Source organism: Rhodococcus sp. 2G (assembly GCF_001886355.1).
In the GTDB taxonomy this organism is placed as follows: domain Bacteria; phylum Actinomycetota; class Actinomycetes; order Mycobacteriales; family Mycobacteriaceae; genus Rhodococcus; species Rhodococcus pyridinivorans.
Genome location: NZ_CP018063.1, coordinates 3,674,156 through 3,697,255, shown reverse-complemented (window position 1 = coordinate 3,697,255; position 23,100 = coordinate 3,674,156). Strand labels below are relative to the sequence as shown.

Genomic DNA, 23,100 nt, shown 5'->3' with positions numbered 1-23,100 from the left:
CCGTCCTGGCTATTCGCCGCCGCAATTGCTGTGGCGGATGGTCGAAGTCGTTGCGGATCGGGAATCTGTGAACAATTTGTTGACAACAACTTGTTCACGCGTCATCCTGGGATCATGTCCGAGGAAGGTTTCACCCCACCCGATCCGAGTCGCGAACGCGCCCACCGTGAGTACGCGGGGCTGTTCCGGATCGCCGAACGGCACGGCAGCACTCCCGATCAACGGGCCAGGCAGTCGCACCCCGAGATGCTCGACTCGCTCGGCGCCATCCGTCTCGTCGCGGCACTGGCGGGCGGCGTGCACAGTCCCGGCCCCGACGAACCCGAGGTCGACGACGCCGACGTCATCGCCGCGCTCGGCCTCGTCCCGAAGGCGCGCGCCGAGATGGACCAACTCGAGGCGCTGATCCTCCGCATCGCGCGGGAGCGCGGGATGACCTGGCAGGAGATCGCTTTCGGCCTCGGTCTGGGAAGCACCCAGGCGGCCCGGCAGCGCTACGAGCGCCTCGTCAAACGAGTCGATGCATAACGACGAAACCGACATTGTTCGCGATTTCCCAAACGATTTCGCGCACAACGTCGGTTTCGGCAGGGGCTGTCAGGCCATGAGTGCGGTGAACCGCCAATCCAGCACGGGCGCCGGCTCGGCACCGCCGCGGTTGCCATTCGCGGCACCGCCGCGGTTGCCATTCGCGGCACCGCCGCGGTGCGCGTAGACGACCGACCGCAGGTTCAGCACGCCACCGCCCTCGGCGAGGGGCTCGGCGGATTCGATGTGCAGGTCGCTGGTGAGGGTGTCGCCCTCCTGCACCGGACCGGTGTGGTCGCACGCCTTCCAACCCAGCACCGTCACGAGATTCGGCAGCGCGCGCGTCGCCTGCGAGAAGGCCAGGCCGATGGTGTGGCCGCCGTACACGAGACGACCCGACGCGCCGACCCGCTCGTCGTGGTGCGTCGCCGCGATGTTGAGGCTCAGGCGCGCGAGTTCCGGTGCGCTCGAGACGACATCGCCGCTGGACTGCAGCACGGCACCGGCGAGGGACTTGTCGAAGTGCTCGCCCGGCACCTTCGACCGGTAGACATCCAGATCCCAGTCGGCGGGCGCGGACCACTGCGGTTCGTCCTGCGGTCCGATGGCCGAGAGGTCGTCGGAGTGCACGACGCGGTCGGGGTCGGGGTTCTCGCTCAGCGGCAGCATCGCGCAGCGGTAGAAATCGAGGACGGTGTTGCCGTCCTGATCGACCGTGTTCATGCGCAACGCCGCGAGACCGGTGGGCCTGCGTCCGGGCTTCGCCGAATTCTCCTTCAGTCCAACGACTTCGGTGGTGGTGTAGAGGGTGTCGCCGATGTGCGGGAAGCGGCGGAAACGCAGGCCGCGGTAGAAGAGGTTGGCCTTGACGTGGTGCGTGACGAGCGTGGACTGCCCGATCGCGATGTCGGTGACGAAACCGGCGTGCGCGACCGGCCCACCCGCGACGGCGGCCGAGAGGTGCTTGTCGAGCGGAAGACGCAGGCGGTCACCGAGAATGCTCTGGTGCGCGGCGGCGAGGCCGTCGGTGAGCGTCACGGCGGGGGCGGTGTCGAAGACCTGGCCGACGGTCAGTTCGTCGAAATAGGGTCCGCCGACGTACGAGGTGGTCATGGCTTTCAGGCTCCGATCTTCGACAGGGTGCGGCGGGCGGCGACGGCGACGGCCTCGTCGAGCATCTGCCCGTCGAGCTGGGCGGCTCCGGCGCCGCGGTTCTCGGCTTCCTCGAGCGCGTCGAGAACCTTGCGGGCGGCGTCGACCTGATCGCCGGTGGGGGTGAAGGCCGCTGCCGCAGAGGTGATCTGCGCAGGGTGGATGACCCACTTTCCGTCGAATCCGAGATCGGACACCCACTGCGCCGAGTGACGGAAGGCGTCGTCGTCGGCGGTGCCGAGGAACGGGCCGTCGATCGCCTGGACACCCGCAGCGCGGGCGGCGTGCAGCACGCGGTCCTGCACGTATAGCCAGTGCTCGGGCGCGGCGGTGCGGGCGCGGCCCAGGGAGGCGCCGAGGTCGGCGTAGCCGATGATCACGCCGGCAACCCGGGGCCCGGCGACGATCTCGTCGATGCGCTGCACGCCGGCAGGGGTCTCGATGAGGGCCTGCACCGGGACGGTCGAATCGCCGAGGATGCGGTCGGCCTCGACGAGGTCGTCGGCGCTCTCGACCTTGGGGATCACGATCGAGGCGAGGGCGTCGCCGAGTGCGGCGCACGTGCGCAGGTCGTACTCGAACCAGGGGGTGCCGCGTCCGTTGATGCGCACGGAGACGGTGCGTGCGGCGCCGTGTTCGCGGACCAGGGGAGCCACGAGTTCGCGGGCGGCGTCCTTCTGGGCGGCGGTGACGGCGTCCTCGAGGTCGAGGACGACCTCGTCGGCGGCGGAGGCGAGGGCCTTACCGGCTTTGCGTTCGTCGGATCCGGGGGCGACGAGAACGGCGCGCCGGCGGAGGTGTTGCTCGGAAGACACGGGGACCTCGGGGAGTTCGGTCGGCAATGATGGCGCTAAATGTACGGCCATTGTTGGCGGTATGCCACCCCACGGAGAGGTGTGCTCATAGGAAGGTGCAGTCGTTCGTATCGTCGAAAACTCTGCAATCACGCCTTCGAATGACGGTCTTTGCGTTGACAACGTCCGAACTCGGTCCACAAAATGGCCGTACAAAGTTCCCGGGTCCGTGTGGCCCGTCCCCAACGAAGGATGCCCCGTGACCTACCTGAACGACGAAGAGACTTTTCTGGTCGAGACCGTCCGCGACTTCATCGATCGGGAGGTCAAGCCGTCGGTGCAGGAGGTCGAGCACGCCAACGAGTACCCCGAGAAGTGGATCGAGCAGATGAAGCAGATCGGCATCTACGGGCTCGCCGTGCCCGAGGAGTACGGCGGCTCGCCGGTGTCGATGCCCTGCTACGTCCAGGTCACCGAGGAACTCGCCCGCGGATGGATGTCGCTGTCGGGTGCGATGGGCGGGCACACCGTCGTCGCCAAGCTGCTGACCCTGTTCGGCACCGAGGAGCAGAAGAGCAAGTATCTGCCCAAGCTCGCCACCGGTGAGATCCGGGCGACGATGGCGCTGACCGAGCCCGGCGGCGGCTCCGACCTGCAAGCGATGACCACGACCGCCAAGCGTGACGGCGACGAGCTGGTCATCAACGGTGCCAAGACGTGGATCACCAACGCGCGTCGCTCGGGGCTGATCGCGCTGCTGTGCAAGACCGACCCCACCGCGCAGCCGCGCCACAAGGGCATCTCCGTCGTGCTCGTCGAGCACGGCCCGGGCCTGACCGTCTCACGCGACCTGCCCAAGCTGGGTTACAAGGGCGTCGAGTCGTGCGAGCTGAGCTTCGACAACTACCGCATCTCCGTCGACGCGATCCTCGGCGGCGAGCCCGGCAAGGGCTTCGCCCACATGATGAAGGGCCTCGAGACCGGCCGTCTGCAGGTCGCCTCCCGCGCCCTCGGTGTCGCGACCGCTGCACTCGAGGATTCCCTCGCCTACGCGCAGCAGCGCGAGAGCTTCGGTCAGCCGATCTGGAAGCACCAGTCCATCGGCAACTACCTGGCGGAGATGGCCACCAAGCTCACCGCGGCCCGGCAGCTGGCGCGCTACGCGGCGGAGAAATACGACAGCGGCGAGCGCTGCGACATGGAAGCCGGTATGGCCAAGCTGTACTGCTCGGAGATCGCGATGGAGATCGCCCTGAACGCGGTGCGCATCCACGGCGGCTACGGCTACTCCACCGAGTACGACGTCGAGCGGTACTTCCGCGACGCGCCGCTGATGATCGTCGGCGAGGGCACCAACGAGATCCAGCGCAACGTCATCGCGAGCCAGCTCGTAGCACGCGGCGGACTGTGACGACCGGCCGCTAGGATCGGTCCGTCATGGACTACAAGGTGCGGGAAACGGAACCGGCCTACGCGCAACTCGCGCGCCAGCTCCGGGAGGCCGTCGAGGCGGGACGGTACAGCGACGGCACGCGGCTGCCCACCGAGGCCGAACTCGCCGAGGAACACGGCGTGAGCCGGCAGACGGTGCGTCGCGCCTTCCAGGATCTCGTGGCCGACGGCATCGTCTACCGTGTTCCCGGCCGCGGCACCTTCGCGAACGAGTCGGGCCGGCGTTATCGGCGCCAGCTCGGCTCGATCGAGGATCTGCTCGCTCTGTCGGCCGACACGGTCATGCAGATCGTCTCGCCGTTGCGGCGCGGGGTCGACATCGATGCGGCGAGCCGGCTCCGCCTCGACACCGACGTGCTGTACACCGCGGTCTTCAAGCGTCTGCACGACGGAATCCCGTTCGTCCTCACCACCGTTCATCTGCCCGAGCACGTCGCGGCACACGTGCTCGATTCGCCCGAGCTGCAAGCGGGCGCGTCGAGTCGGAACACGATGATCGGCCTGCTCGAACCCCATCTCGACAGTCCCATCGTCGAAGCCGCACAGTCCATCACGGTCGCGCTCGCCACCGAACAGGTGGCGACCGAACTGAATTGTGAAGTAGGACATCCCTTGCTGCGCGTCGACCGGTTGTACTCGAACGACGATGGCGTGCCCACCGAGTTGTCGGTGAGTTACTTTCTGCCCGAGCACTACACCTATCGCGTCACCCTCAGGCGAGCCGGTCTCTGACCGTCGCCGCACATCGACAGGAGCAACAATGCGGGTTCTCAACGGAATCGACGAGGTCGAGAAGGCCGTCGGCGAGCACCTCGGCTACAGCGATTGGCTCGAGATCGACCAGAAGCGCATCGACCTGTTCGCCGAGGCCACCGGTGATCACCAGTGGATCCACGTCGACCCCGAGCGTGCGAAGGACGGCCCGTACGGCAAGACCATCGCCCACGGTTACCTGACCCTGTCGCTGCTGCCGGTGCTCGGCACCCAGATCTTCTCCCTCGAGGGCCTGAAGATGAAGGTCAACTACGGCAGCAACAAGGTTCGCTATCCCGCGCCGGTCCCCGTCGGCTCGCGGATCCGTGCCGGCGCCGAGTTCACATCGCTCGAGCGCACCGCCAAGGGTGCGAACCTCGTCGTCGGATACACCATCGAGATCGAGGGTGGAGAGCGCCCGGCGCTGGTCGCCGAGACGGTGGTCGTTCTCGTCCCCTGATCGTCAGGAGATCTCGATCCGGAGGATGCGGTCGTCGTCGTCGTCGTCGGCCGGGCTGCCGCGACCGTCCCGATTGGACGTCGTCAGCCACAGTGAGCCGTCCGGCGCGGCGACGACGGTTCGCAATCGTCCGTACTCGCCGACGAAGAAGTCGGTCGCGGTGACTGCGGTGTCCTGCACATCAGTATCCGGGATATCGATGCGCCAGAGGCGTTCTCCGCGCAGGCCTGCCATCCACAGGCTGCCGTCGAACCATGCCAGGCCCGACGGCGACGCCTGCGAGACCGGCCAGGTGAGGACCGGATCGACGAATTCGCCGGAGCCCCCGGCCCCTTCGGTCACGGGCCAGCCGTAGTTCGCACCGGCCGTCACGAGATTCAGCTCGTCGACGTCGTTCTGCCCGAACTCCGACGCCCACAACCGTCCCCGGCCGTCGAATGCGAGTCCCTGCACGTTGCGGTGACCGAGCGAGTACACCGGCGACGCCGGATCCGGGTTGTCGGGCGCGGGTTCGCCGTCGCCGGTGATGCGAAGAATCTTGCCGCCGAGTGATTCCGGATCCTGGGCGAGTTCGCGCTCGCCCGCCTCGCCGGTCGCGACGTACAGCATCCCGTCGGGACCGAAGATCATCCGCCCGCCGTCGTGGATCCGTCCGGCCGGGATACCGTCGAGGATCACCTCCGGTTCGGCGAGCGTGGTGCCGTCGAAAACGGCTCGGAGTACCCGGTTGTCGCTGCCGGTTGTCACGTACAGGTACACGAAGCGGTCGGTGTCGAAGGTCGGCGACACCGCGATTCCCAGCAGTCCCGATTCGCCCTGCGCGAGGGTCTCTCCGACGCGACCGACCTCGCGGACCTCGCCGTCGGTGATCTCGACGATCCGGCCGGTGTTGCGCTCGTTCACCAGTGCAGAACCACCGGGAAGAAAAGCAACTCCCCACGGAGTGTCGAGACCGGACGCGACGATGCCGGTGACGCGCGGAGTGGCCGTCTCGGACGCCGAGTGCTCGACGATGGTACGGCTCACCCCGGCGGGACCCTCCTCGACGGACGGACTCGACGGGGACGCACATGCCCCGAGGTACACGGCTGTTGCTGCGGCGGCCAAGCCGGCGAGAAGTGTCCGCGACATGGGTCGATCCTCTCTTACCGAGGTCCGTTCCGTCGGCGAATTCCCGGCGCTCGGAGTCAGGACGAGAACGCGAGCCGGACCTGGGTCTTGCCGAGCACCCGCCGGTCGTCGACGGATACGGTGATATCGATCCGTGCGGTGCGCTCCGCCTCGTCGAGGTGGCCGACCTTCGCAGACACCGACAGGACGGCACCGTACATCGGGTCGACCACAACGGGTCGCGTGAACCGTGTCTCGTAGGAGACGACCACGGTGGGATCGCCGAGCCGTTCCGTGAGGATCTGCAGGGCGAGGGCTGCGGTGAGCATTCCCTGGCAGAGCACGCCAGGGAGCCCTTCGCCGGCCGCGACGACGTCGTCGTAGTGGATCGGGTTGAAGTCGCCCGAGGCACCGGCGTAGCGGACCAGATCGCTGCGGGTCACCGTCAGTTCGGTCTTCGCGATGACCGCACCGACCTCGAGTTCGTCGAATCGTAGTGCGGTGCCGAGTGTCATGCGTCGTCTCCTCGGTGAAGCAGTGTCGAAGTGACCACCGCGACCAGATCGTCCGTGTCGTCCCGGATCTCGCAGATCGTGGACAGGATGTGGTTGCCGGCGCGTTCGGTGACCTCCGTGATGGTGAGCGTCGCGGTCAAATCGTCGCCGGCCACGATCGGGCGCCGGTGCTCGACCTTCTCCGACCCGTGCACCACCCGGTGCAGCTCGAGACCGGTACCCGGCGTCTCCAGAAGCTGTGTCACCGACGGACTCTGGACGACGGTGGTGAAGGTCGTAGGAGCCACGACATCAGGGAAGCCGGCGGCCCGGGCTGCCTCCGGGTCGAGATGGATCGGATGCGTCGATCGGACGGCGCGGGCGAATTCCCGGATCTTCTCCCGGCCGACGAGATAGGACGTCGGCGGAAAGATGCGTCCGGCAAGGTCGGGGTTCAGCGGCATCAACGCAGCGTAGCGACGTGCGGGGAGGATCGGTGTCGTGTTCGTGACCTACACGCCGAATTCGAGGTGATCGTGTGGGGACCGTCTCGGGATCACGTGTTGCACCCTCGTGCCGCGACCTTCCATCGCTCGACTACCGCGTCGCCGGAGACCGTGATCAACTCGTCCGCGAGGTTCACGGCATTGCACACGTGGTTGGGGATCACCCGCACCCTGTCGCCGAGTTGTGGGCGGGTCGATGCCTCCGGCCACTGCACCGTCGCGTGATGCTCCGACAGTGCGGTGATGCGCGCGTCCGGTTCCCCGAGGATGCGTCCGTACCCCGTGGCCCACGCGGCTCGATCGGCGCCGAGCGCCTTGGAACCGGCATCGAGCACGATCACCTCGTCGCGAGCGGAAACGACGGTCGCCAGGGCGGTCAGCGCGATGTCGGATTCGCTCACCGCGTCGAGTTCGAGTTGCTGCGCATCACCGAAGACGTACACGCCGGGACGCAACTCTGTTGCAACCGTGGGCACGTCGAGATGTGCCGTGGGGGAGGAACCCCCACTGATCATGGTCGGCTCGATCCCCGCTGCTCGTAGCGACGCCGCTGCTGCCGCCAGTGCGTCGGCTTCCTCCCGTGCTGCGCTGTCGGGCGCGTCGGGTGCGTACGAGTGGCCGGGGAAGGTGAAGACGCCGCGCACGTCGAGGCCCGCCTCGCGGGCCGCCGACGCCACGGTTCCGGCCTGTTCGGGCAACACGCCGGTGCGGTGGTGCCCGCTGTCGATCTCGACGAGCACCCCGATCGCGGTGCCGGCGTGCTCGACGAATTGCCGGGCTCCGGTCGCGGAATCGATCCCGACCGTCAGGCGCACCCGGTCGGTCAACGCGCGCAGCCGTGCACCGCGGGCAGCGTCGACCCACAGCGGGTACGCGACGAACAGGTCGTCGAAACCCTCGTCGGCGAAGACTTCGGCTTCGGAGACGGTCGCGACCGTCAGGCCCCGGGCTCCCGCACCGAGCTGGCGTCGTCCGATCTCGGAGCACTTGTGCGTCTTCGCGTGGGGTCGCAGCGACAGGCCTCGTGAGGCGGCGGACTGCGCCATCCGCGCGATGTTGCGGTCGAGGATGTCGCGGTCGACGAGCAGTGCCGGGGTGGTGTCGAGGTCCATGGCCGAACCGTAGACCTGCCGGACTGAACGCCGACGTCGATGCCTATCACGAGTCGCCGCTCGAGGAGTTCGGCGGAATCCGCCGCATGGTCAACCGCAACGACCGCGCGGTGACGGCGACGGCGGTCGCCGGCCGGGTGGTCTTCCGCGACGGCGAGTTCGTGCCCGGTTACGGACATACCGTCGGCACCGGCCGGTTCCTGCGCGCCGGGGTGGAGGAGCGCGGACCCGCGCCGATGCGCATCTCTTCGACACTATCCTGCTGTCGCTCGTGCACATGTTCGACGGCGAAGCGCTGGCGTCGACGGTGCATCCGCAGCCGGAACTCGAGGTGCGACGGATCGAACTGATGGCCCGGATGTCGGCGCTCGTCACATCTGACATAAGTTCGAATAATGAGCAATAGTGGATCTGCTCCTCAGTGGTTCGTCGACGCCCTGGCCACACCCGTCGAGACCGGGAAGGTCGAGGCAGCCGGTGCGACCATCGCCTACCGGGCGTGGGGCGAATCCGGTCTGCCGGGCATCGTGCTGGTCCACGGCGGCATGGCGCATTCGGGGTGGTGGGACCACATCGGCCCGCAGCTTGCCGCTGGACGTCGTGTCGTCGCGCTCGATCTGAGCGGTCACGGCGACAGCGACCACCGCGAGCACTACACCCTGGAAGCGTGGTCCGCGGAGGTCGTCGCTGCGGCCCGCGCCGGCGGTATCAGCGGTCCACCGGTCCTCATCGGTCACAGCATGGGCGGGATCGTCTCGTTCGCCGCCTCACATCTCCACGGCGACGAACTCGCCGGTGTGGTGATCATCGATTCGCCGATCCGCGACATGACGCCCGAGGAACTCGAGATGCGCGCGAAGGCCGTCGCGAACGCCGGACCGCCGAAGGTGTACGCCGCGGCGGAGGACGCCGTCGCCCGATTCCGCCTCGTGCCGCCGCAGGACGACGCCGAACCCTACGTGCTCGAGCACATCGCCCGCGGATCGCTGAAGCAGGTCGACGGCGGCTGGTCGTGGAAATTCGACAATCTCCGCATGGGACGTGAGGGGCGCCGTAGCCTCGAGGCGATGAGTCCGGGATGCGCCGTCGCCTACTTCCGCTGCGAACGCGGCATCATCGACGACGCGCTCTACGGGCGGATGGTCGACAATCTGGGTCCTGATGCGTTGTTGATCGATCTTCCGGCCTCGGGCCACCATCCGATGATCGATCAGCCGCTGGCCGTCGTCGCCGCAGCCCGGACGCTGCTGGCAGCCTGGGGGAGATGACCGCATGAATCCGCTCCGACCGGTCGCCGTCCGTATCGGAGCGTTGCCGTGGTTGCCGCGGTATTCACAGCCGATCATCGCGGTGGACAAGACCATCCAACGGGCCACGCGCGGCAAGGTCACCCTGCTCGCGATCGCGGGACTGCCCTCGCTCGTGCTCACCGTGAAGGGCCGCAAGAGCGGGGTGCCGCGGTCCACACCGCTGCTGTGTGTGCCGCACGACGGGGGATGGCTCGTGGTGGGGTCGAACTGGGGACACCCGAAAGCCCCGTCCTGGGCGATCAACCTGCGCGCGGCCGACCAGGCGCAGGTGCTGTACGACGGGCACGAGCACGCGGTGTCGGTGCGGATCGCGGAGGGCGACGAACGCGCGCGGCTGTGGCAGGTGCTGCTGCAGACGTGGCCGAACTACGCGCTGTACGCGAAGCGCACCGACCGGGTGCTCCCCGTCTTCGTACTGACGTCGCTCGAGTCCTGATCGCAGGTCAGAGCGGGCGGTCGGCTTCCTCGACGCTCACCGGCCTCCGCCGTTCGCGCAGCAGGTGCCGCGCCGCCCAGTCGAGCCAGAACCCGAGGAAACCGATCACGACGATCACGGCCATGACCTGGTCGTAGGCGAGCTGGTCGCGGGCGTTGAGGATCTGGTAGCCGAGACCGGACCGCACGCCGAGCATCTCGGCGGGGACGAGCACGACCCACGCGATACCGAGACCGACCCGCAGACCGGTCTGCACCTGCGCGCGGATGGCCGGCAGGACGACGGTGGTGAGCAGTTCGAGTCGCGTCGCACCGAACGAGCGGGCCACCATCAGATAGCCCTGGTCGATGCCGTGCACACCGGCCGCCGTGTTGATGACGATCGGCCAGATCGCGGCGGCGGCGATGAGGAAGAAGACGGGCTGGTGGCCGATGCCGAACAACGCCACGGCGATCGGCGCCCACGACAGCGGCGAGATCATCCGCAGGAACTGCATGATGGGCATCGTCGCGCGCTCGACCAACGGGTTGAGTCCGATCAGCAACCCGAGCGGGATGCCGAGCGTCGCGGCGATCAGCAGACCCACCAGCAACCGCCACAGGCTCGCGAGCGTGTCGGGCAGCAGGACGCCGCGTGCGAACAGGTCGACGATCGCCGGGAAGACGTACTGCGGGGCGAAGTCCCGCACGAGTGAATCCGGCGCGACGAGCACCGTCGTCACCAGCCACCACAAGGCGATCGCGATGACGATGGCGACGGCCTGGGGGACGAGGGGCAGCTGCCGGACGGTGCGGGCCGTCTCCGGCGCCGTGCCGGTCGGGGCGCTCACGAAGGATCGACCTCCTCTGTGCGGGTGAGATCGGCGGGAAGGCCGAAGGCATCGGTGCCGTCGACGCGGGTGAGGGATGTGCGGACGAAGCGGTCGTCGACGAGGTCGTCGTGCACCGTCGCAGGGTCGAGACGAGAGAGGAACCGCGTGTCGCCGTCGACGACGGTGTCGTGCATCGCCTCGATCAGTGCCGCGGTGAAGGTCGGGAAGGGGAACGGCTGGTACCCGATGCGTTGCGGCTGCCACTGCGGGTGCACCGTGCCGGCCTCGCGGTCGGGATAGGTGAGGGCCTTCGTGATCGCGGGCAACGGCTGCGGAAGGTATCCGGCGGACAACATCGCGGCCGCGGCCTGACGGTCGGCGCCGATCTGCAACTGGGCGGAGACCACCGAGTCGGTGAGGGACTGTACGGCGACGGGGTCGCGTTCGATCAGGTCCTCGTGCACGAGCAGGGCGCAGCACGCGTGGTCGCGCCACACATCACCGAGGAAACGGTGGATCCGCCCCACCCCGCGGACCTCCGCGGCGGCGTTGAACGGATCGGCGACGGTGAACGCGGCGATCGAGCCGTTCGCCAGGGCCGGGATCATGTCGGACGGACCCATCACGACGAGGCCCACGGTACGGGCGGACTTCGACGGCGCCTCCCGCACGACCGGTGTCAGTCCGTGCGCCCGCAACAGCTGTTGCAGAGCGATGTTGTGGATCGACCACCAGAACGGGATCGCCACCGTCTGACCTGCGAGATCGCTCAGGTCGGTGATGTGCGGGGCGACCGTCAGCGCCGAGCCGTTGGTGTGGTTCCAGCCGAGGATCCGCACGGAACTACCCAGGCTGTACCGCAACTGGACCGCCATGGGCATGAGCAGGTGCACGACGTCGACGCGCCGGCTGATGAAGGCCTCGGCGAGCGACGCCCAACTGCGGAAGAGCACCGGCTTCGCGGAATCGACGACGCCGGAGGGATACAGGCTCGACCCGTGCGCGACGAGCAGCGGCGCGGCGTCGGTGATCGGCAGGTAGCCGATGCGCAGTTGCCCCGTGCGATTGGCGCGGTCGGTGGTCGCGGTGCGCGCGAGGTCGATCGTGCCGGCGATACCCCCGGCTGCCGCGAGGCCGAGCGCACCGCGCATGAGGGTGCGACGGCTGAACAGGCCCGGATCGGTCATGTCGCGGACAGTGACGAATCGCGGTAGTGCGCCAGGATGGCCGGACGCAGCGCGTCGCGGTCGAGCGCAGACATGCCGCCGAGCGCCCATTCCTGCTGCACCACACCCGAACTCCCGAACAGTGCGATGCGGTCGGCGAGTTCGAGCGCCTCGTCGATGTCGTGGGTGACGAGGACCGTCGTGAAACCGAGATCGCGCGCGAGTTCGCCGAGCCACGACCGCAAATCGGAGCGGGTGGCCGGGTCGAGGGCGCTGAACGGTTCGTCGAGCAGCAGCAGTCGCGGACGCACCGCGACGGCGCGGATGACGGCGATGCGCTGGGCCTGACCACCGGACAGCTGGTCGGGGTAGTAGCCGGCGAGCGCGGAGAGGCCGAAACGCTCGAGGAGCGAATCGGCGTAGGTGGTGTCGAACCGCTCGCGGTGCGCGGCGAACCGTCCACCGAAGGCGATGTTCTCGCGCACGGTGAGCCATGGCATCAGGAAGGGCTGCTGGAAGACCATCCCGGTGTGCGGACGGTTGTCGCCCTCGGTGTCGGGCCAGTCGACGGAACCGCGATCGAGGTGATCGAGACCCGCGACGATCCGCAGCAGCGTCGACTTGCCGCTACCGCTGCTGCCGAGCACCACGAGGAACTCGCCGGTCGCGATATCCAGATCCACCCCCTGGAGAACCGGGCTACGGCGACCGGCGAAACTTTTGTATCCGTTCGCTATTCGTACTGCGACAGTTCCCACCGAAGCTGTCCTTCCGACGGCGATTGAATGGGCAGGAAGGCCGCCTCACGGAATCGGCGGTTGGTGGCGCTGGCCGTCGCGTATCCGGCACCGCCGCGCAGTGTCGCTTCGAGGCGGGTCGCGGCGACGGCGACGACCGAACCGTCGAGACGCAGGCGGATGAACTCCGCAGGAGCGATCGAGGTGGGATCGGTGGCGAAGCGGTACAGCCGTTCGCGCAGTGACTCGTACTGCGCCGAAAGCTCTTCGTACTCACCGGTGAACTGCTCGCCCAGTCCGTGCAGACGGCCGACGGCCTCAGTGAGCGATGCGCGTGCCATGCCGACGCAGAACGAGGTCTGCAGCATCATGAAGGTGGGCCGGATCGAACCGCAGAAGTTTGCGAGATCCTCGGTGAGGATGTGCGACTGCGGAATCCGCACACCGTCGAGCTTCAGCGAGGTCGACGACGTGGCGCCGAGCGCGAGCAGTTCGGGTGAATCCGCGATGGTGATGCCCTCGGCGTCGGCGCGGACGACGGCGACGAGGCGATCACCGTCGGCGGTGCGGGCAGGGAAGACGATCACCGAGTCGGGAAAGACGTTGGACGCCCAGTGGATCGGGCCGGTAACGGTGATGCCGTCGTCGGTTCGTTCGGCGACGAGGGGGAGCTCGCCGAGACCGGCAAGATGCTTGAGCGCCGCGGCCATGGCGGTGACGCCGATCGTGCGGCCGGACGCGAGGTCGTCCCGGTAACGATCGCGCAGGAACTGCGGTGCGCGATCGATGTATTCGAGCGCCATGCGCTGCGCCCACAGCGAGAAGCCGACGGTGAGCGATTCGGCGGCGACCTCGTCGATGACCGCGACCATCTCGGAGAGACACTCACCGCTCAGCCCCTTGCGGAGCAGGCCGAGCTCGCCTGTACGGGCGATGTCGGTGCGGATGTCGGTTTCTCCGCGATCGAGAGCAGCTGCGCGATCGCGTACGAACTCTGCGATCGCCGCGCGCGGTTCCTCGCTCGTCCGGTCAATGGCCGCGGTCATCGGATGCTTATCCTTCGAGGGAGTGGAGACGGTCGATGGGCGTGCTGACGACCTCGCGGGCGCGCACGACGGCGGCCTCGTCGGGGGCGTTGTAGAAGCACAGGCACTTGTCCATGTCCTCGCGGACGTAGGTGCGCAGGAAGCTCACCTCGGGGACGTCGGCGTACTTCGGTGAATTCGCCTTCTTGCGCGCGAGGTAGGTCTCCATGTCGATGGTGTCGGGGATGTCCCACTCGACGAGGTAACCGGCCTCGGGGCGGGTGGCCTTGATCTGGTCGAGCTCGGCGCCGACCAGACGGACCTCGTTCGGGCCGACGATCTCGGCGACATCGAGGGAGGCCGACTCGAGCTGGGCGGGGCGGCAAGCGTCGAACTCGGCGATCGCGAAGACACGCGTGCCGCCAGTGGTGACCTGCGATTCGATCAGTTCGCCGCCGGCGGCGACGACAGCATCGTCGAAGGCCTTGATGGCAGCTTCGGCCTGGCCCTCGGTGGGGACGAGTTCGTAGAGATACAGCGACATGGGGTCACCTTCCGGGAAAGCGGGTTGGAACTGTGACCGGTCCGGGCACGGCGGGGCGCCGTTTCGTCTTCGGACGGGGCGACTACGGCATGCGGCGCACGCAGACGAGGCCGGTCAGAGAGAGGAGCGACAACACGCAGCAGTCGACACCCGCACGAGATCCACGTGCAGGCGGCGAGTCAGAAGGCTGTGTGTCACGTGCTTCACCGTACTGTGAATAGAACGGTCTGTCTATCGCGCCCTGTCCGTTACTCTGGGTACGTGCGTACGTTCGTCGAGAGTGAATCGATCGGCACTCCGAAGGGCACGGCCGGTCCGAAGGGGAGAGCCGAGCGATCGCCGTCCAAGCCCTCACCCTCCACACGTCTGCTCGACACCGCGAGCACGCTCTTCGCCGAGCACGGTATCCGTGCGGTGGGCATCGACCGCATCCTCGCCGAGGCCGGCGTCGCCCGCGCGAGCCTCTACTCGTCGTACGGGTCGAAGGATGCACTGGTGCTCGCCTATCTGGAGGATCTCGACCAGCGCGACCGGCAGCGGTGGCACGCCGCCGTCGAACCGCTCGACGATCCGATCGCGAAGATCCTCACCTTCTTCGATCTCGCGATGCAGTCGGCGCCGAAGAAGAACTTCCGGGGGTGCCAGTACGCCAACGCCGCGACGGAATTCCCCCAGGAGCCTCTCGAACCGGTGCTCGCGCACCGGGAATGGCTGAATTCGACGCTCGTCGACCTGCTGAATCTCGCCGGGGCGACCGAATCCGAGGTGGTGGCCGGGCGCGTGCAACTGATCTACGACGGTGCCTTGTCCGGCAGCAAGTTCGAGCACTCCGTCGAACCGATCCGGCTCGGCCGCGACATGGCTGCAGCGATCATCGAGACGCATCTCCCCCGCTGACCCGGGGTCCGCGTCGACCCGTGGACTCAGCCTGCCGAGTTGCTCCGCTGCTGTGTGCGGCGCTCCGTGGTCGCGGAGATTGCCGGCCGCGGCACGAGAGCGCGGAAACACACGCTCGCCAACACGAAGGTGCCGAGCGTTCCCAGCACCGCGGCAATGCCCGTCGAACCGGGACGGTCGTCGATGGTGTAGTCGGCCAGTGCGCTGTCGGCGAGCCGATGTTCCTCGACGTCCCGTGCCATGCAGTCGCCTGTGAGATCCTCGGCGAGCGAGTCGATCTCGCAGCCGCGTGAGGTGGCCACCTCCAGAGCGCCGGGGGTGTCGACGGCGAGCGGCGCGAGGATCCCCGCGACGACGAGCGAGGTGAACGCCAGGCCGATGAACAGCGTCCCGCGAGCGCGCGGACGCGGAGGCGGCGAGGCGGTCGCGTCGAGAGGGTTGACCGGAAGCCGGGTGAGATGGACGGATTCCGGGGAGATCCGCGCAACGGCGAGCACGACGGCGGCCGTCACCACACCCTCGACCAGCCCGACGGGAATGTGCGTGGCGTAGAGGAATCCGATGTTCGACACCGGAACCGCAAAGGTGCCGCCGAGGGCGTACTCGACGACGAAACCCGTCACCGCCGCGAGGACCGAGACGAACCCTGCGACGAACGAGACCGGACCGAGCATGACGAACCGCCGCACCCCGTGGTGTTCGCACAGTGCGCGCAGCACCGTCGCGGCGAGGAAACCGGCGGCGATGGCGACGAGCACCATGTTCGTGACGTTGGCGCCCAGTGCCGACAGGCCGCCGTCGGCGAAGACGAAGGCCTGCACCACGAGGACGATCGTCAATGCGACCGCACCCACGAACGGGCCGAGCAGGATCGCCGCGAGCGCGCCGCCCACGACGTGGCCGCTCACGTCCGGCAGCACCGGAACGTCGACCACCTGCAGGGCGAACAACAGGGCGCAGACCGCCGCCGCAGTGGGTACCGACCTCTTGCTCAGGTCGCTGCGTGCGTGCCAGGCGGCGATGCTGACCCCGATCACGGCGATGACGAAGAACCACGCGGATGCGCGGCCGGTGATCAGGCCGTCGCCCATGTGCAGGGCGAGGACGTCCGTGCCGGCGAAGCCACTCGTATCGACCATCTCCGATGTCCCTCCCACCGACGGAGTGCTCTGCGGCGAAGGCTAGTACCGGCATCGGGGGAGGCGGAGCGTTTTCGAGAGCTCGGCGGGACGGGAGCCTGGGCAAAAAGTGAAACCCGTTCTATATTTGCGTCATGTACGAGTGGTCCGACACAGACCTCATGTTCCGCGATGCGCTTCGCGGTTTCATCGAGAAGGAAATCCGCCCGCACGTCGACAGTCTCGAATCGGGAGAACTGCCGCCGTACGACATCATCCGGAAGTTGTACGCGACTTTCGGCATCGACGAGATGGCCCGGGAGTCGCTCGACCATGCCCTCGCGAAAGAGGAACGCGGAGAGAAGTCTTCGGGATCGTCCGGTGGAACCGGCGGGTCGCCGGGGATGGCGGCGTTGCTCAATATCGAGATCGCCGGGGTGAGTCTCGGGCTCATCGCCTCGCTCGGCGTCAGCCTCGGCCTGACCGCGGGCACGATCCGCAGCCGCGGAACCCTCGCGCAGAAGAAGCGGTGGTTGCCGGAGTTGGTGACCTTCGAGAAGGTCGGCGCATGGGCTATCACCGAACCCGATTCGGGCTCCGATGCGTTCGGTGGGATGAAGACGACGGTGCGCCGCGACGGGGAGGACTACGTCCTCAACGGCCAGAAGACCTTCATCACCAACGGTCCGTACGCCGACGTGATCATCGTGTACGCGAAGCTCGACGAGGGCGACTCCTCGGTGGATCGCCGCGACCGCAAGGTGCTCGCATTCGTGCTGGACAAGGGCATGGAAGGGCTCACCCAGAGTCCGCCCTTCAAGAAGATGGGCATGAACTCCTCGCCGACGGGCGAGCTGTTCTTCGACAACGTGCGCCTGACCCGCGACCGGCTGCTGGGTGAGACCGAGGAAGGCGGTCGCAGCGACGGCAAGGACAGCGCGCGCGAATCCTTCGCCACCGAACGTATCGGCATCGCCTATCTGGCCCTGGGCATCATCGAGCAGTGTCTGAAGCTGTGCACCGAGTACGCGAAGTCGCGGAAGCTGTGGGGCAAGGAGATCGCACAGTTCCAGTTGATCCAGCTCAAGCTCGCCGAGATGGAGATCGCGCGGGTGAACGTCCGCAACATGGTCTTCAGCGCGATCGAACGCACGCAGGCGGGGAAGCCGGTGAGCCTGTCGGAGGCGTCGGCGATGAAGCTGTACTCGTCGCGGGCTGCGACCGAGGTGGCGATGGAGGCCGTGCAGCTGTTCGGAGGAAACGGATACATGGCCGAATATCGCGTCGAACAACTCGCGCGTGATGCGAAATCGTTGATGATCTACGCCGGTAGTAACGAAATTCAAGTAACACATATCGCGAAGGGATTGCTCGCACAGTAAGCCCTGAATACGACCGCTCGAAATTAGCAAAAAGGACAATTTTCGGAGGGGGATGACAATTCCCCCACTGTGTCGACTATTGTTCGCCATGAGAAAAGTTATGCCGGTCGCCGACGAGGGGAGCGACCGGTCCGGAGGGGAGTCCGAGCGGAAATCGGGGGAGCGATGTACGCGGAACGAAGGGACGGCGAAAAGCCGTCGGTCACGACGGACGGCAGGAGCGCTCGCGCAGAGCGCACCCGGCAGGCCGTCATAGAGGCTCATATCGCGCTCATCAGGGCGGGAGAGCTCAAACCCACAGGGGCGCAGATCGCCTCGCGGGCCGGGGTGTCCCTGCGATCGTTGTGGGGACACTTCGGCGACCTCGAGACATTGTTCGCCGTCACCGGCGCCGAGCTGATGCGGCGCCAGGTCGACGCCTACGAGCCGATCGATCCGTCGCTGCCGCTCGAGGAGCGGATCGACGCCTACTGCAGGCAGCGGGCGGAGATGCTCGAATACATCGCGCCGTTCGCACGGTCGTCCGAGATCCGGGTGCCGTTCTCGCGCGAGTTGCAGCGCAACCGCGTGCGTTATCTCGACCGGGCGCGATACGAGATCGGGGCGTTGTTCTCCGACCAGTTCGAGGGCGTCGACGGCACCGTCCGCACCCACATCGAGAACCTGCTGGGTGTGTCGACGACCTGGCCCACCTGGGTGTCGCTGCGGGACGTACTGCGTTTGCCGGTGCCCGAAGCCGTCGAGGTCATGAAGCGGTCGGTGTCGGCGCTGCTCGCGGAGGCATCCGGAGCCGGCCGGCAGCAGGCGGTGGCCCGTGTTGCGCAGGAGAAGGCCGCGGTCGCACCGCACCGGAGGGCGCAGCAGTCCCGGCCGGTGCCGGCGATGACACCGCGGGAACAGGTCGTCGTCCCGGCCTGAGCGCCCGGCCTGAGCATCAGAGCGTGTCGGTCGGTTTCCGACCGGCGCGTGCCGAGAGAAAGGTCTCGACCGCAGGCAGCGCGGCCGAGACCGTCTCGGCATGGTCCACCCCGCGCAGGATCGCGAGTCGCGCACCGGGGACGGTGCGCGACAACGCGCGGGTGTCCTCCACGCGCAGGCGATCGTCCGACCCGACGACGGCGAGCACGGGCACGTCGATGTCGGCGAGCATCTCGTCGTCGATCCCCGGTTCCCGATCCGACCGGCGGAAATAGGCGGCGAGAGCCTGCGCGTCGTTCTTCAGGAAGGCCGAGCGCGTCGCGGGATCGACCGGCGTGCGACGCCGCTCCTCCCAGGCACGGACGAAACCGTCCATGCCCTCGCGCTCGAGCACGTCGACGGTGCCGGGGAAGAACATCGCGTCCATCGATCCCGCCTGGGGGCGTGCGCTCCCGCCGAGCAGCGTCAGACTCGACAGTCTGTCCGGAGCGTCGACGGCGAGCGCGAGTCCCGCACGGGCGCCGAACGAATAGCCGACGTAGTGCACCCGGTCGACCCCGGCCGCATCCAGGACGGCCAGCAGGTCCCCGACGATCGCGTCCATCGCGTAGGCGTCCTCGTCGTGAGGGGTGTCGCTGCGGCCGTGCCCACGCAGGTCGGGCATGACCAGCCGGAAATCCCCGCTGAGCGCCTTCACGTAGCCGAAGGCCCGCCACACCGCCGACGACAGGGCACTGCCGTGGACCAGCAGCACGACCGGTGCCCCCTCGGGACCTGCCGTGGTGAACCGGATCCGGGTGCCGTCGGCGGGATTCGTCGCGTGGCTCATCCCAGCAGTATCGCCGAACGGCTCACCGCCCGAGCTCGACCGACCGATCCACCTCCACCTCCTCCAGGAATCGTTCGTCGTGCGAGACCACCACGAGCGCACCGCTGTAGGCACGCAGGGCCTGGGTCAGGTGCGCGAGACCGGCCAGGTCGAGGTTGTTGGTGGGCTCGTCCAGCAGCAACAACTGCGGAGCGGGATCGGCCGCGAGCACGATCGCGAGCGCGGCCCGCAGTCGTTCCCCACCCGACAGTGCCCCCACGGCGACCTCGGCGTGCCGGCCGCGGAACAGGAAGCGCGCCAGACGTGCCCGCACCTGCTGCGGAGTCAGGTGCGGCGCACGATCCTCGGCGTTCTCCGCGACCGAACGATCGTCGTCGAAGATGTCGAGCCGCTGCGGGAGCAACGCGAAGGGAACGTGGGGTTCCGCCTCGACGATGCGGTGCAGCAGGGTCGTCTTCCCCGACCCGTTGGGGCCGCGCAGCGCGATCCGTTCCGGCCCGACGATCTCGAGCGGTGCGTCCGCCACACGCCGGCCGGGTGGAACCGCGGTTCCGGGCAGGTCGATGCGGATCTCCGGATCGTCGCGCACGGCGTCCTTCGCGCGATCGAGGTTCTCCCGTGCAGTGGTCAGATCCTCCTCGTGCTCACGGCGGAATCGCCCGGCGGATTCCTGCGCCTGCCGTTTGCGCGCGCCCATGACGATCTTGGGTTCGCGCTTCTGCTCGTACATCTTCTGCCCGTAGCGTTGCCGCCGGGCGAGCGTGACGTGCGCCGCCGCCAATTCGCGTGCCTGGCGCCGCACGTCGTTACGGGCGTCCCGCACTGCGGCCCGTGCCGCCTCCTGCTCCTCCGCGACGATCCGTTCGTACTCGCCGAATCCGCCGCCGAACAGGCGCAGAGCCCCGTTGCGCAGTTCGGCGATCGAGTCCATGCGGTCGAGCAGTTCCCGGTCGTGCCCGGCGACGAGCACCGTGCCGGGGAACCGGTCGAGCGCATCCTGCAGGCGCGCACGTCCGTCGGCGTCGAGATTGTTCGTCGGCTCGTCGAGCAACAGCGCGTCCGGCTCGTCGAGCAGGCGTGCGGTGAAGGCGAGCAGCACCGTCTCCCCGCCGGAGAGCTGACCGACGGTGCGGTCGAAATCCCCGACGTCGTGCAGGATCCGGTCGAGGCCGACGCGATGCATGAGCGCAAGAGCGCGGTCCTCGATGTCCCACCGATCGGCTACGACCTCGAAGTCCCGATCGTCGAACGATCCTGATTCGATGCGGCGCAGGGACTTTCGGATATCGCCGATGCCGAGGACGGAATCGACCGGCACCGTCGGATCGAGGGTCACGTCCTGAGGGAGGTAGGCGACCCGTCCCCGCACCGTCGACGAACCGGAGGTCGGGCGGAGTTCACCCGCGATCAATCGGAGCAGGGTGGTCTTCCCACTTCCGTTGCGTCCCACCAGGCCGATCCGCCCCGCCGAGACGACGGCGTCGAGATCCTGCACGGCGATGGTGCCGTCCGGATGGGCGTAGGAGAGTGCGGACAGCGTGATACCGGATGAAGACATGATGGCTCCCGAAGGGTGAGGGTCGATTGCGCGAGTGCGCGGGGACGGGACCTCTCACAGGAGCAACGGACTTCTCCGATCGACGGGTACGGGATGCGAACACCATGGTGAGCCCGTACCGTCCGGGATGCAACCGAATATTTCACCCCGACTCCTACCTGCGATAACAGGCACGGGCTCGAAAGTGCAGGCATGATCGGGACCGTGTGGATCCGACTGATCGGTATGGGAGTCGCGACAGCCACGGTGCTGTCGCTGTCGGCGTGTGCCCTCGGCCCCGATCAGCCCGAGACGATCGCGGAGGAGTTCGCTGCCGCTCTCGACGCCGGCGACGTCTCCGGAGCGGCAGCGCTGACCACCGATCCGGTGGCCGCGGAGTCCGCGATCGATGTCCTCTTCGCCGGCCTCGGCCACGACGACCCGACCGTGAGTGTCGCGGGGACGGGCGACGGCGACACCTTCGACCTCGACGTGACGTGGAACTTCGGGGAGGGCCGCGACTGGTCGTACCGCACCACCGGCAGCGCGACGGAGGACCCCGAGGCCGACGCGTGGCGGGTCCGCTGGGACCCCACGGTGCTGTCACCGGAACTGGCGGGCGGCGCGTCGCTGGAGTATCTGACCACCGTCGGCGCCCCGCCGACGATCTTCGACCGGGCCGGGCGGCCGCTCATGGGGGAGCAGGTCGTCACCGTCGTGAACCTGGATGCCACCGCCGATCCCGCCGCGGTCGCTCCCGTGCTGGCCACGGTCGTTCCGACGATCACGGCGGAGAGTCTCGCCGAGCAGGTCGCGGTGGCCGCCGGCGGCGCTGCGGGAGTGATCACGCTGCGTGAGGAGGACCTCGCACCGATCGAGGATCGCCTCGCCGCGCTGCCCGGCGTGACGCTCGTGCCGCAGACCCGTCTGCTCACCACCGAGCGCGACCTCGCCTCGCCCGTGTGGTCCGGCCTCGCCGAACTGTGGCAGGAGGGGCAGGACGCCTCGGCCGGCTGGGTGATCCGGCGGGTCGCGGCGGACGGCACGACGAGCCAGGTCGCCGGCGAAGCCGGACCGGAGGCACCCGACCTGACCAGCACGATCGACCTCGACCTGCAGCGACGGGCCGAGGAGGTCCTCGCGGGTTTCGACACGCCCGCGGTGATCGTCGGGATCGAACCCTCGACGGGCGCGATCCGCACGATGGCCCAGAACGACGCGGCCGACGCCGAGGGGCCGATCGCCGCGACCGGCCTCTATCCGCCGGGGTCGACGTTCAAGGTGGTGACGACGGCGGCGGCGCTCGATGCCGGGCTCGCCGAACCCGACACCGTGCTGCCGTGCCCGGGCGTCGCCTCGGTCGGCTCCCGAACGATCCCGAACGACGAGAACTTCGATCTCGGCCCCGTGCCGCTGCACACCGCGTTCGCGTTCTCGTGCAATACGACCATGGGGCAGCTCGCTCTGGACCTGCCGCCCGACGCCCTGCGCGCCACCGCGGAACGCTTCGGTCTCGGCATCGATTACGTCACGCCCGGTCTCGTCACGGTCACGGGTAACGTGCCGGTCGCAGACACCGATGCTGCCCGCGTGGAGGCAGCGATCGGACAAGGTCGGGTGACGGCGTCGCCGTTCGGGATGGCGCTGGTCGCAGCCTCGGCGGCGAACGGCCGCACGCCGGTTCCGACGATCGTGGAGGGGCAGCCGGCGACCGCGGATCGGGAGGCCGAACCGATGCCCGGGGACGTGCTGACGGCACTGCGAGAGATGATGCGCGAGACTGTGATCGAGGGTACAGCCGGCACGTTGCGCGACATTCCCGATCTGGCGGGGAAGACGGGGACGGCGGAGTACGGTGACAACGTCGGGGCGCACGGCTGGTTTATCGGATCACAGGATAATCTTGCCTTTGCGGTGTTCGTGTCGGGGGCGGACGGCTCCGCCCCTGCCGTCGAGGCGGCGGGGCGATGGCTGAGGGGGTAGGACGCGTGGCGCAATTGTGATGTGTTCGTGCACAACGCGTGCTGGT

General features: G+C 68.0%; 25 protein-coding genes and 1 pseudogene. 11 read left to right on the top strand and 15 right to left on the bottom strand.

The features are described from left to right. The first annotated feature begins 114 nt into the window (after window positions 1-114). Window positions 115-528 carry a DNA-binding protein gene (locus BO226_RS17250; protein WP_071935790.1) on the top strand — a complete coding sequence of 138 codons (414 nt, stop codon included), beginning with the start codon at window positions 115-117 and terminating at the stop codon, window positions 526-528. Window positions 529-597: 69 nt separating this feature from the next. Here the strand turns inward: BO226_RS17250 and BO226_RS17245 are convergent, their stop codons facing one another. Beyond that, window positions 598-1,641: a MaoC family dehydratase gene (locus BO226_RS17245; RefSeq protein WP_071935789.1), complete on the bottom strand. Its 1,044-nt coding sequence runs from the start codon at window positions 1,639-1,641 to the stop codon at window positions 598-600. A gap of 5 nt (window positions 1,642-1,646) precedes the next feature. After that, window positions 1,647-2,522, bottom strand: coding sequence for an HpcH/HpaI aldolase/citrate lyase family protein (locus tag BO226_RS17240; RefSeq protein WP_071935788.1), 876 nt, complete (start codon window positions 2,520-2,522; stop codon window positions 1,647-1,649). Between the two features lie 211 nt (window positions 2,523-2,733). Here BO226_RS17240 and BO226_RS17235 point away from each other — a divergent pair, with 211 nt between their 5' ends. The 3 genes from BO226_RS17235 to BO226_RS17225 are packed head-to-tail and all read left to right on the top strand — an operon-like array spanning window position 2,734 to window position 5,139. Beyond that, window positions 2,734-3,885, top strand: a complete 1,152-nt coding sequence (locus BO226_RS17235) for an acyl-CoA dehydrogenase family protein (protein WP_071935787.1) — start codon at window positions 2,734-2,736, stop codon at window positions 3,883-3,885. Between the two features lie 26 nt (window positions 3,886-3,911). Beyond that, window positions 3,912-4,658: a GntR family transcriptional regulator gene (locus BO226_RS17230; protein ID WP_006553711.1), complete on the top strand. Its 747-nt coding sequence runs from the start codon at window positions 3,912-3,914 to the stop codon at window positions 4,656-4,658. Window positions 4,659-4,686: 28 nt separating this feature from the next. Then, window positions 4,687-5,139, top strand: a complete 453-nt coding sequence (locus tag BO226_RS17225; protein ID WP_006553710.1) for a MaoC family dehydratase — start codon at window positions 4,687-4,689, stop codon at window positions 5,137-5,139. Window positions 5,140-5,142: 3 nt separating this feature from the next. Here BO226_RS17225 and BO226_RS17220 read toward each other — a convergent pair whose 3' ends face one another. From BO226_RS17220 to BO226_RS17205, 4 genes are all read right to left on the bottom strand, one after another. Then, window positions 5,143-6,270 (bottom strand): PQQ-dependent sugar dehydrogenase, encoded by a 1,128-nt coding sequence (locus BO226_RS17220; protein ID WP_071935786.1) that lies wholly within the window; start codon window positions 6,268-6,270, stop codon window positions 5,143-5,145. 56 nt (window positions 6,271-6,326) lie between these two features. Beyond that, window positions 6,327-6,764 (bottom strand): MaoC/PaaZ C-terminal domain-containing protein, encoded by a 438-nt coding sequence (locus BO226_RS17215; RefSeq protein WP_071935785.1) that lies wholly within the window; start codon window positions 6,762-6,764, stop codon window positions 6,327-6,329. Continuing rightward, window positions 6,761-7,207 (bottom strand): FAS1-like dehydratase domain-containing protein, encoded by a 447-nt coding sequence (locus BO226_RS17210; RefSeq protein WP_019290845.1) that lies wholly within the window; start codon window positions 7,205-7,207, stop codon window positions 6,761-6,763. The genes BO226_RS17215 and BO226_RS17210 overlap by 4 nt, the downstream gene beginning before the upstream one ends. 92 nt (window positions 7,208-7,299) lie before the next feature. After that, entirely contained in the window at window positions 7,300-8,361 is a 1,062-nt protein-coding gene (locus tag BO226_RS17205; RefSeq protein WP_071935784.1) for an alanine racemase, read from the bottom strand. Window positions 8,362-8,375: 14 nt separating this feature from the next. On the opposite strand from BO226_RS17205, the pseudogene BO226_RS28175 reads away from it, so the two are divergent. The 3 genes and pseudogenes from BO226_RS28175 to BO226_RS17185 all read left to right on the top strand — a co-directional run. Then, a pseudogene (locus tag BO226_RS28175) lies at window positions 8,376-8,711 on the top strand (hypothetical protein); the annotation flags it as partial. Window positions 8,712-8,756: 45 nt separating this feature from the next. Next, a complete protein-coding gene (locus BO226_RS17190) occupies window positions 8,757-9,629 on the top strand; it encodes an alpha/beta fold hydrolase (RefSeq protein ID WP_019290848.1) in 873 nt (290 codons plus the stop codon). Window positions 9,630-9,633: 4 nt separating this feature from the next. Beyond that, window positions 9,634-10,107, top strand: coding sequence for a nitroreductase family deazaflavin-dependent oxidoreductase (locus BO226_RS17185; protein ID WP_024102076.1), 474 nt, complete (start codon window positions 9,634-9,636; stop codon window positions 10,105-10,107). 7 nt (window positions 10,108-10,114) lie between these two features. Here the strand turns inward: BO226_RS17185 and BO226_RS17180 are convergent, their stop codons facing one another. The 6 genes from BO226_RS17180 to BO226_RS28725 form a co-directional block, all read right to left on the bottom strand. Further along, window positions 10,115-10,885 (bottom strand): ABC transporter permease, encoded by a 771-nt coding sequence (locus BO226_RS17180; RefSeq protein ID WP_202399481.1) that lies wholly within the window; start codon window positions 10,883-10,885, stop codon window positions 10,115-10,117. 47 nt (window positions 10,886-10,932) lie between these two features. Beyond that, window positions 10,933-12,105, bottom strand: coding sequence for an ABC transporter substrate-binding protein (locus tag BO226_RS17175; protein ID WP_071935783.1), 1,173 nt, complete (start codon window positions 12,103-12,105; stop codon window positions 10,933-10,935). Next, window positions 12,102-12,842 carry an ABC transporter ATP-binding protein gene (locus tag BO226_RS17170; RefSeq protein ID WP_071935782.1) on the bottom strand — a complete coding sequence of 247 codons (741 nt, stop codon included), beginning with the start codon at window positions 12,840-12,842 and terminating at the stop codon, window positions 12,102-12,104. Before BO226_RS17170 ends, BO226_RS17175 begins: the two co-directional genes overlap by 4 nt. Continuing rightward, on the bottom strand, window positions 12,818-13,867 hold the full coding sequence (locus BO226_RS17165; protein ID WP_024102073.1) for an acyl-CoA dehydrogenase family protein: 1,050 nt from the start codon (window positions 13,865-13,867) through the stop codon (window positions 12,818-12,820). The genes BO226_RS17170 and BO226_RS17165 overlap by 25 nt, the downstream gene beginning before the upstream one ends. Before the next feature lie 7 nt (window positions 13,868-13,874). Then, entirely contained in the window at window positions 13,875-14,390 is a 516-nt protein-coding gene (locus tag BO226_RS17160; RefSeq protein WP_016694511.1) for a DUF4242 domain-containing protein, read from the bottom strand. A gap of 114 nt (window positions 14,391-14,504) precedes the next feature. Continuing rightward, a complete protein-coding gene (locus BO226_RS28725; RefSeq protein ID WP_367880875.1) occupies window positions 14,505-14,555 on the bottom strand; it encodes a hypothetical protein in 51 nt (16 codons plus the stop codon). Window positions 14,556-14,651: 96 nt separating this feature from the next. On the opposite strand from BO226_RS28725, the gene BO226_RS17155 reads away from it, so the two are divergent. Then, window positions 14,652-15,287, top strand: a complete 636-nt coding sequence (locus BO226_RS17155; RefSeq protein ID WP_083543675.1) for a TetR/AcrR family transcriptional regulator — start codon at window positions 14,652-14,654, stop codon at window positions 15,285-15,287. A 26-nt stretch (window positions 15,288-15,313) separates the two neighbouring features. On the opposite strand, the gene BO226_RS17150 is transcribed toward BO226_RS17155, so the two are convergent. Continuing rightward, window positions 15,314-16,426 (bottom strand): energy-coupling factor ABC transporter permease, encoded by a 1,113-nt coding sequence (locus BO226_RS17150; protein ID WP_071935781.1) that lies wholly within the window; start codon window positions 16,424-16,426, stop codon window positions 15,314-15,316. A gap of 134 nt (window positions 16,427-16,560) precedes the next feature. On the opposite strand from BO226_RS17150, the gene BO226_RS17145 reads away from it, so the two are divergent. Both BO226_RS17145 and BO226_RS17140 read left to right on the top strand, forming a co-directional pair. Continuing rightward, entirely contained in the window at window positions 16,561-17,787 is a 1,227-nt protein-coding gene (locus BO226_RS17145; protein WP_071935780.1) for an acyl-CoA dehydrogenase family protein, read from the top strand. Between the two features lie 327 nt (window positions 17,788-18,114). Then, entirely contained in the window at window positions 18,115-18,705 is a 591-nt protein-coding gene (locus tag BO226_RS17140) for a hypothetical protein (RefSeq protein ID WP_041803855.1), read from the top strand. Between the two features lie 16 nt (window positions 18,706-18,721). Here BO226_RS17140 and BO226_RS17135 read toward each other — a convergent pair whose 3' ends face one another. Together BO226_RS17135 and BO226_RS17130 are read right to left on the bottom strand one after the other, a co-directional pair. After that, window positions 18,722-19,534 carry an alpha/beta fold hydrolase gene (locus BO226_RS17135; protein WP_064060499.1) on the bottom strand — a complete coding sequence of 271 codons (813 nt, stop codon included), beginning with the start codon at window positions 19,532-19,534 and terminating at the stop codon, window positions 18,722-18,724. A 22-nt stretch (window positions 19,535-19,556) separates the two neighbouring features. Beyond that, window positions 19,557-21,092, bottom strand: coding sequence for an ABC-F family ATP-binding cassette domain-containing protein (locus BO226_RS17130; RefSeq protein WP_071935779.1), 1,536 nt, complete (start codon window positions 21,090-21,092; stop codon window positions 19,557-19,559). 192 nt (window positions 21,093-21,284) lie between these two features. Here BO226_RS17130 and BO226_RS17125 point away from each other — a divergent pair, with 192 nt between their 5' ends. Then, window positions 21,285-23,054 carry a penicillin-binding transpeptidase domain-containing protein gene (locus BO226_RS17125; protein ID WP_024102067.1) on the top strand — a complete coding sequence of 590 codons (1,770 nt, stop codon included), beginning with the start codon at window positions 21,285-21,287 and terminating at the stop codon, window positions 23,052-23,054. Window positions 23,055-23,100 lie beyond the last annotated feature (46 nt).